This is a genomic window from Citrobacter sp. Awk 4, from assembly GCF_028069725.1.
Classification (GTDB): domain Bacteria; phylum Pseudomonadota; class Gammaproteobacteria; order Enterobacterales; family Enterobacteriaceae; genus Citrobacter_D.
In genome coordinates, this window is record NZ_JANEWG010000088.1 from 1 (window position 1) to 8843 (window position 8843).

An 8843-nucleotide genomic window follows, 5' to 3' on the forward strand; every position below is an offset into this window, starting at 1 on the left:
CATCAGGAATAATTCAATATCAGATTTGATATATGATAATAGAATCAAAGCAATAACTATCCCATCCCCTGATAACAGATTTAGATCACCAAAAAGAAATTATATATTAACAAAAAAGTTTCAATTCCTGTCAAATAAAATTTCCTATAGATTATTATCAAACAAATACATCACATTTATGCCTACCCACAATGAGTCACTTCAATCCAGAAACGGGCAGACAATGATCTTTTCTTTCCGATACGTTGAGTGAGTATTTGGAGGTGCTCAAAGCAACCATTTATGTCAGACTTGTCGTTTTACAGTTCGATTTCAAATTACAGGAAGTCTACCAGAGATGCTTAAACAGGTAGAAATTTTCACCGATGGCTCTTGTCTCGGCAATCCAGGGCCTGGCGGTTATGGCGCTATTTTACGTTATCGCGGCCGCGAAAAAACCTTTAATGAAGGGTATACCCTTACGACAAATAACCGCATGGAGTTGATGGCGGCCATTGTCGCGCTGGAAGCGTTGAAGGAGCAGTGCGAAGTTGTACTGAGCACCGACAGCCAGTACGTTCGCCAGGGGATTACGCAGTGGATCCACAACTGGAAAAAACGTGGCTGGAAAACCGCAGATAAAAAACCGGTGAAAAATGTTGATCTCTGGAAGCGTCTCGACGCGGCATTGGGCCAGCATCACATTAAATGGGAATGGGTAAAAGGCCATGCCGGTCATCCAGAAAACGAACGCTGTGATGAACTTGCGCGTGCTGCTGCAATGAATCCCACTCAGGAAGACACCGGGTATCAGCCGGAAGCTTAGGCGTCGGGTTTGCGGTAATGGCGGGTCGCACCGACGGCTTGCCGAATCCGCGCTGTGTTTTTATTTTGTTTCATTGGGTTAAGCGTGAGCGGAATGGTTCGCTTGCGCGCAACAATAAGCTGCAGACAACCTAATGCCGGAACATGCGCACTCAACAGTTTCCCTCCCTGCTTTGCCCAGGGCAAGACGTGAAAGCGGCTATAGTGCAACACTTCAAAATTCAGCAGGGATAGCCAGTCGAACTGACGCATAAGCGTAAACATTCGGCTGTTATAGGGACTCGTTTTACGTAATACCGGCACCAACTTGCGTAATCCCATCAGGCTTACGGGATTGAATCCGCTTAAGACAAGCCAGCCATCATCAATTAACACGCGATCGGCTTCATGTAGTAAGCGATGCGGATCGGCGCACCAGGGCAACGTATGCGCCAACAAACACACATCAACAGATTTGTCGGCAAAGGGAAGATGTAATGGGTCGGCCTGAACCTGGACCGGCGAACCTTGTGCGGAAACATTTACCTGGTGGGAGACAGCGCACGCTTCCGAGTTGATTTCTGCGCTTAAATTGCCAACCTTAAGCAGGTGAAAACCATACATTTTAGCGAACCACGGGTTAAGTTGTTGTTCCAGCGCCTCACGATAGTACTCACCCCAGGGCAAATCGCCCCAGCATTCAGGTGCTATAGCAGTTTGAGGGATCCTTGCCGGTTTCATCACGACCTTCCGCTACGTTTCAGAGGTAATCTATGAATCTTAACAGTATTCCCGCGTTTCAGGACAATTACATCTGGGTTCTTAATAATAATGAAGGGCGTTGCCTGATTGTCGATCCTGGTGACGCAAAACCCGTGTTAGATGCAATTGCGGAGCATCACTGGCAGCCGGAAGCGATTTTGCTTACTCATCATCATCAGGATCACGTTGGCGGAGTGAAAGAACTCTGTGAGCATTTTCCTAAAATTGTGGTTTACGGACCGGCAGAGACACAAGATAAGGGAACGACTCAGGTAGTCAAAGATGGCGATACTGCACTCATTTTAGGGTATGAATTTAGTGTATTTGCCACACCGGGTCACACTTTAGGACATATCTGTTACTTTAGCCATCCTTATCTATTTTGCGGAGACACCCTGTTTTCAGGGGGATGTGGGCGTCTGTTTGAAGGAACGGCATCTCAGATGTATCAATCACTTAAAAAAATAAGCGAGCTTCCTGATGATACTCTGGTGTGTAGCGCACATGAATATACTTTATCAAATATAAAGTTTGCATTAAGCATTCTACCGCACGATTCGTTCATAAATGAATATTTCCGTAAAGTTAAGGAGTTACGCGCAAAAAACCAAATGACACTCCCCGTAACGCTGGAAAATGAGCGGCGAAATAATATTTTTCTAAGAACTGAAGATATTGATTTAATTGAAAAAATCAATAAAGAAACAATATTGCAACACCCTGAAGAGCGTTTTGCCTGGTTAAGGTCAAAGAAAGACAGCTTCCGATAATTCCTACTTGTCATTCGCAAACTTCGCCGTTATGATCGGTCGTCTTTTAAGCAACTATTGACACACACATGAAGGCAAAAGCGATATTACTCGCCTCTGTCCTGCTTGTAGGGTGCCAGTCGTCTCAGAACGCTGGTGTCCAACAACACGCACAGAGCCTTTCTGCAGCTGGTCAAGGGGAAGCAGGAAAGTTTGCAAGTCAGGCCCGATGGATGGACGATGGGACGTCTATCGCGCCAGATCAAGACTTGTGGGCTTTCATTGGTGACGAGCTAAAGATGGGAATTCCGGAAAATAACCGGATTCGCGAACAGAAACAGAAATATTTACGCAATAAGAGCTATCTCCACGATGTAACTTTACGGGCAGAGCCGTATATGTACTGGATAGCCGGGCAAGTTAAAAAACGTAACATGCCTATGGAACTGGTACTACTACCCATAGTGGAGAGCGCTTTTGATCCTCACGCGACGTCTGGCGCCAATGCAGCTGGCATTTGGCAGATCATTCCGAGCACGGGGCGCAATTATGGTTTAAAACAGACGCGCAGTTATGATGCTCGTCGCGATGTTGTGGCATCCACAACGGCGGCGCTGGACATGATGCAACGTCTGAACAAAATGTTTGATGGCGACTGGCTGTTGACTGTAGCCGCATACAATAGCGGCGAAGGTCGCGTTATGAAGGCGATGAAAGCGAATAAAGCTCGTGGTAAAGCGACGGACTTTTGGTCACTGCCATTGCCTCAGGAAACGAAGCAGTACGTGCCAAAAATGCTGGCTTTGAGCGATATTCTCAAAAACAGCAAACGCTATGGCGTGCGTCTGCCTACGACAGACGAAAGTCGAGCGTTGGCGCGTGTTCGCTTAAACAGCCCGGTAGAAATGGCGCAGGTTGCAGATATGGCGGGTATTTCCGTCAGCAAGCTAAAGACGTTTAATGCTGGCGTGAAAGGCTCCACGTTGGGTGCAAGCGGCCCGCAATACGTGATGATTCCAAAGAAGCATGCAGCGCAACTACGTGAATCTCTGGCTTCCGGTGAAATTGCGGCGGTACAGTCAACGTTAGTTGCAGATAATACGCCACTGAACAGCCGTAGCTACACGGTTCGCTCTGGTGACACGCTTTCGGGCATCGCTTCGCGTCTTGGCGTGAAAGCAAGCGATCTGAAGCAGTGGAACAACCTGCGTGGTTCCAGCCTGAAAGTGGGGCAAAGTTTGACGGTTGGCGCGGGCACTAGCGCGCAGCGACTGGCTAACAACAGTGACAGTATTACCTATCGTGTACGTAAAGGGGATTCTCTTTCGAGCATCGCTAAACGTCACGGCGTTAACATCAAAGATGTGATGCGCTGGAACAACGATACGGATAATCTGCAGCCCGGCGATCAGCTAACGTTGTTTGTGAAAAACAACGGTATGCCAGACTCCTGATAAGCATAATGTGAAAAAGGCACCGATTCCCCCGGTGCCTTTTTTATTTACGCTTTACGCGCTTCAATCATGATGGTGTCGCTGGTAAAGGAACCCTCTTCCTGCAACGCAAAGTAGACCTTCACCTCCCCCGATGCGCTCTCCTGATACATGCGTATGGCTTGTGCTAATGCGGCCGGTGTGCGCATCCGTGCTACCCATGAGCTGAATTCCAGGGGTAAACGATCGGTCAGCAACGAATCGACGACCAAATTCGCGTCATTAATTAAAGAGAGCCACTCACCGCTTGAATAGTTGCGCACGTGTGAGGTATCGCGCAATGCTTCAACCGTCTGCAACCAAATGTCGCGAACCGGATGCCCCGGCGACATCACATCCATCATTATCAGTCTGCCGCCCGGTTTCAATACACGGCACACCTCCCGCAGCGCCGTGCCAACATCATGCCAGTGATGGGCAGAATAACGGCTGATAACCACATCAAATGATTGATCGTCAAAGGGTAACTTTTCGGCATAACCCTGCCGCGTAGTAATATTGCTCAACCCTTTCTCGCTCGCGGCTTGTGCAACCACCTCCAGCATTTGCGAGGACAAGTCATACGCCACAACGCGCTGCACATTCTGCGCGGCAATAAAACTGGCATGACCCGCCCCGCATCCCATATCCAAAACGTGAGCCAAAGGAAACGCAGACAGCCTTTCGGCCAGACGCTGCAAATCACGGCCGGTTGCGTGTACGGCACTGGTTAAGTAGGCATTCGCCTGTGAACCAAACTGTTTTTCGACGTTGTCATGATGAGAGTGTGTTGTCATTGTATTGCCCTTTTCTGGTTAGGAGGTAAAGGGCAGCACCGCGACAGGCCTGCCCTACGGCAGACCTGACACACCTATTGCTCAGGTTTGCCGGGACTGAATTCAACAAGTAGTGGGTTATGATCAGAAGCGCGCGTGACCAGTACAGAGGCTTCGCTAACGTTCAGACCACGATAAAAGACGAAATCAAGAGGACGGCCAAAGGCCCGACGGCGCTGATCATCCGTAAAACGCACCTGACGAAGCGACATTTCACGCGCAAAGCGGTACAGCGCATTCATACGCTGGCGGCTCCAGGCATTGAAATCGCCAGCCATTATCACCGGGCCGCTATGATGTGCAATCTGGTCACCAATAGGAAGTAACTGCTTACTGTATACATCGACTCCCAGACTGAAATTAACCGCATGGATATTTACGACCATCAATAATCGCGTATCTGGCAACGGGTAGACCGTCACCAGCGCAGATTTCGCCAGGCGTAAGATCGGCTCACGTTCGCGAAGTGGGCAGCAGTAAACGGGGTGAGCGGCGGAAAGCGTCATTACGCCAGAAGGATGTTGAGGCAGAACAAAAGCCGGAACCTGATCAGCAGCCAGATAGTTAGCGGTTGCAAACTGCACCAGCTCTGGCGTAGTTTGCGCTTCTTGCAGCAAAACAAGATGCGCATCTTTGCCGAAGTTCTTCAGCACCGACTGCCATTCGGCACGCTGCTGTTTGAAGATATTCCACACCAGGATCCGAATGCGGTCTTCACTGCTTAACGGCTCTCCGGCTGGTAATGCCTGGCCGATACTCGCAAACGACCCTGGCGGTAAAATCCGTTCTGCAGGTTGTCCGGCGACATAGCGCATGGCATAGGTGTTTTTTCGCACTTTTGACTTTCAAACCTCTATAACGTCAACCAGCCCGGATCCGGACTGGTTCTTCTGTTATAGGGATTTTAGCTCACACTTTCAACGGACAATTACATATTGTTTTGTAAGCAAGCACTCACATCAATAGCTTAACCCAGGGCAATGCGTGACGGTTTATCCAGTCGTCCACTCACTCCCATGAGTAAGAAGGCTCCCAGCACGATCACCGCACCAATCCACGGTGTTTGCGCTAAACCAAAGTGCTGTACGGTTTGCCCACCCACAACGGACCCTATCGCAATCCCAATGTTGAATGCGGCAATATTCAGGCCTGAAGCGACATCCACGGCATTTGGCGTAAATTGTTCCGCTTTTTGTACCACATACACCTGTAATCCAGGCACGTTGCCAAAAGCAAAGATCCCCATCACCAGGATAGTCGCCAGCGCAGCATATTGTATTGATGCCGTGAACTGGAAGACCATCAGCAGCACAACCAGCGCGGCAAAGATAAATTTCAACGCCGGAACTGCGCCATGCTTATCCGCCAGCTTGCCACCCCAAATATTGCCGATTGCCACAGAAACACCATACCCCAGCAAAATCCAGCTCACGGCTGCCGGTGAAAACCCCGCCAGACTCTGCATCATTGGCGCCAGAAAGGTAAACGCGGTAAATACGCCACCATAACCTAACGCGGTGACGGCATAGATAATCAGCAGACGTGGGTGCGTTAACACGCGTATCTGATCACGAATCGACGCGGCGGCACGGCCTGGTATATTCGCCGGAATCAGAATCAGACTGCTGATAAGCGCGATGATACCGAGCAGCGATACAGCAAGGAACGTTTCGCGCCAGCCAAAATGCTGACCGATAAAGGTTCCCAGTGGAACGCCTGTTACCAGTGCAACCGTTAAACCGCCAAACATAATGGCAATGGCTGACGCGGCTTTCTCTTTTGGCACCAGACTCGTCGCAATTGTCGAGCCAATGGAAAAGAACACACCATGCGCCAGTCCCGTCAGCAGACGAGCAACAACCAGTGTCATGTACCCTGGCGCCTGCCATGCCAAAATATTTCCGGCAGTAAACAGAACCATCAATGCAACCAGTAGCTGTTTACGTGGCAAACTTCCGGTTAATGCTGTGAGCACCGGAGCGCCAATTGCGACTCCCAGTGCATAGATTGAGACCAATAACCCCGCAGAAGGCAACGAGATCGACAGCTGTTCAGCAATGGTAGGCACCAGGCCCACTATCACAAATTCGGTTGTGCCAATTGCAAAGGCACTGATTGTCAGTGCAAGTAACGCCAGAGGCATAAGTCACTCCATATCATCAGTAAGTAGATGACACGTAGTATGCAGTGGTGCTTTAATAACAAAAATATCCAAAATCTCAATATAATTTTGCTTCAGGTGCAAAAATGAAAGCGACATCGGAAGAACTCACGATTTTTGTTGCGGTGGTGGAAAGTGGTAGCTTCAGCCGCGCCGCAGAGCAACTTGGCCAGGCTAACTCCGCAGTGAGTCGTGCCGTCAAAAAACTGGAAATGAAATTGGGTGTGAGTTTGCTTAATCGCACAACACGCCAGTTAAGCCTCACGGAGGAAGGCGAGCGTTATTTCAGGCGCGTACAGTCAATATTGCAGGAAATGGCCGCCGCAGAGACTGAAATTATGGAAACGCGCAACACCCCACGTGGGTTACTGCGTATAGATGCCGCAACGCCAGTAACGCTTAACTTTCTTACGCCGCTAATCAAACCGTTTCGCGAGCGTTATCCGGAGATCACTCTTTCGTTGGTCTCCTCGGAGACCTTTATCAATCTTATCGAGAGGAAGGTCGATGTGGCGATCCGCGCCGGCACGCTGAGTGATTCCAGCCTTCGCGCTCGTCCACTGTTTACCAGTTACCGTAAAATTATTGCTTCGCCGGATTACATTGCACAATATGGCAAACCAGAAACCGTTGCCGATCTGAAAGATCATCTCTGCTTAGGCTTTACCGAACCGGCTACGCTGAATACCTGGCCAGTCTTCTGCTGCGATGGACAACTTCATGAAATTAGCAGCGGGCTTTCTTCTAATAGTGGAGAGACGATTAAGCAGTTGTGTCTGAGCGGCAACGGAATCGCGTGTCTGTCAGACTATATGATTGCGAAAGAGCTGGAGCAGGGAGAATTTGTTGAACTGCTCGCCGAACATCGTGTACCTGTCGAGATGCCGTTTAGTGCGGTGTACTACAGCGATAAGGCGGTCAGCCCGCGTATTCGCGCGTTTATCGATTTTCTCAGTGAACATGCGGATAGCGTCGCCACCCGCACGCAGGTGAGTTAATCCCAGTTCGGCGCCAGCCCTTCCGGACTCACCAGGCGATCGTTGCAATCCAGGCGGCGATCGCTTTTTTGTCCTCAGCATCCAGTTGCAGATCCAACGCCCGCAGGTTGGTTGCCAGGTTTTCACGCCGGGTTGAGGACGGGATCACTGAATAATCTTCGCCCATCGCCCATGCCAGAATCACCTGAGCAGGAGTCGCATTATGCTTCGTCGCGATACGGATAATCGTTTCATCTTTCAACGCGTTGCCATAAGCCAGCGTCATGTAGGAGGTAATGTGAATACCGTGTTCACTCGCCCAATCCACCACTTTACGGTTTTGCAGATACGGAGAGAGTTCGATCTGGTTCGTTGCGATGTTTTCTACACCAACCGCAGCGATAGCTCGTTCCATCAGCGGGATAGTGAAGTTTGAGATACCAATTTCGCGCGTCAATCCCTGCTTTTTCGCATCCAGCAGCGCCTGCATAAACTCTTCTACTGACACTGCGTCATTAGGTGAAGGCCAGTGAATCAGGGTTAAATCGACATAGTCCGTACGCAGTTTTTGCAGGCTCTCTTTAAGGCTTGGGACCAGCTTCTCTTTGCTCAGATTTTCTGTCCAGATCTTGGTGGTGATGTAGAGTTCGCTGCGCGGTACGTTGCTTTCTGCGATTGCCTGCCCGACAGCGGCTTCATTATCATAGATTTGTGCGGTATCGACAGCACGATAACCCAACTCAATGGCGGTTTTTACGGATGCGATTACAACGTCGTCTTTCAGGCGAAAAGTACCTAAACCAAATGCAGGGATTGTCATTGAATTCCTCTTTATTAATGCTGTTCATTAGCAGAGGAGGATTATCGCTGTGGGAGATATGAGGAAAAAGAGGCTTAAACGCAGAAGATTTTTGCGAATTTAGCAATAACCAAATCGCAGATAAAGAAAAAGCCCTGAGTGTTAACTCAGGGCTTTTAATAAGTGGCGGAACGGACGGGACTCGAACCCGCGACCCCCTGCGTGACAGGCAGGTATTCTAACCAACTGAACTACCGCTCCACCGAATTTTTCTACAATTACTGAATTTTACATCAGTCTACTG

8 protein-coding genes, 1 tRNA gene and 1 pseudogene are annotated in these 8843 nt (G+C 49.4%); 4 read left to right on the forward strand and 6 right to left on the reverse strand.

Translation table 11 applies throughout. The features are described 5' to 3' along the window. Window positions 1–337 precede the first annotated feature (337 nt). The gene (gene rnhA / locus NNO04_RS21695; RefSeq protein WP_271446420.1) at window positions 338–805 is read left to right on the forward strand and encodes a ribonuclease HI; all 468 of its coding nucleotides are present in this window, start codon (window positions 338–340) and stop codon (window positions 803–805) included. Here the strand turns inward: rnhA and NNO04_RS21700 are convergent. Then, the gene (locus tag NNO04_RS21700) at window positions 802–1524 is read right to left on the reverse strand and encodes a class I SAM-dependent methyltransferase (RefSeq protein ID WP_162383333.1); all 723 of its coding nucleotides are present in this window, start codon (window positions 1522–1524) and stop codon (window positions 802–804) included. The two genes, rnhA and NNO04_RS21700, sit on opposite strands and share 4 nt — an antisense overlap. Before the next feature lie 32 nt (window positions 1525–1556). Here NNO04_RS21700 and gloB point away from each other — a divergent pair, with 32 nt between their 5' ends. Together gloB and mltD are read left to right on the forward strand one after the other, a co-directional pair. Then, window positions 1557–2315, forward strand: coding sequence for a hydroxyacylglutathione hydrolase (gene gloB, locus NNO04_RS21705; RefSeq protein ID WP_271446421.1), 759 nt, complete (start codon window positions 1557–1559; stop codon window positions 2313–2315). 68 nt (window positions 2316–2383) lie between these two features. After that, window positions 2384–3748, forward strand: coding sequence for a murein transglycosylase D (gene mltD, locus NNO04_RS21710; RefSeq protein ID WP_271446422.1), 1365 nt, complete (start codon window positions 2384–2386; stop codon window positions 3746–3748). A gap of 47 nt (window positions 3749–3795) precedes the next feature. Here the strand turns inward: mltD and NNO04_RS21715 are convergent, their stop codons facing one another. The 3 genes from NNO04_RS21715 to NNO04_RS21725 form a co-directional block, all read right to left on the reverse strand. After that, window positions 3796–4563 (reverse strand): class I SAM-dependent methyltransferase, encoded by a 768-nt coding sequence (locus NNO04_RS21715; RefSeq protein ID WP_271446423.1) that lies wholly within the window; start codon window positions 4561–4563, stop codon window positions 3796–3798. Window positions 4564–4637: 74 nt separating this feature from the next. Further along, window positions 4638–5438, reverse strand: coding sequence for an endonuclease/exonuclease/phosphatase family protein (locus tag NNO04_RS21720; RefSeq protein ID WP_271446424.1), 801 nt, complete (start codon window positions 5436–5438; stop codon window positions 4638–4640). A 131-nt stretch (window positions 5439–5569) separates the two neighbouring features. Beyond that, on the reverse strand, window positions 5570–6745 hold the full coding sequence (locus NNO04_RS21725) for an MFS transporter (RefSeq protein WP_271446425.1): 1176 nt from the start codon (window positions 6743–6745) through the stop codon (window positions 5570–5572). Between the two features lie 104 nt (window positions 6746–6849). Here NNO04_RS21725 and yafC point away from each other — a divergent pair, with 104 nt between their 5' ends. Next, complete coding sequence (gene yafC / locus NNO04_RS21730) at window positions 6850–7761, forward strand: DNA-binding transcriptional regulator YafC (RefSeq protein WP_271446426.1); 912 nt, start codon at window positions 6850–6852, stop codon at window positions 7759–7761. Here the strand turns inward: yafC and dkgB are convergent. Further along, a pseudogene (dkgB, locus tag NNO04_RS21735) lies at window positions 7758–8560 on the reverse strand (2,5-didehydrogluconate reductase DkgB). The gene yafC and the pseudogene dkgB overlap by 4 nt on opposite strands. A 163-nt stretch (window positions 8561–8723) precedes the next feature. Further along, window positions 8724–8800 (reverse strand) — tRNA-Asp (locus tag NNO04_RS21740). Window positions 8801–8843: the final 43 nt, after the last annotated feature.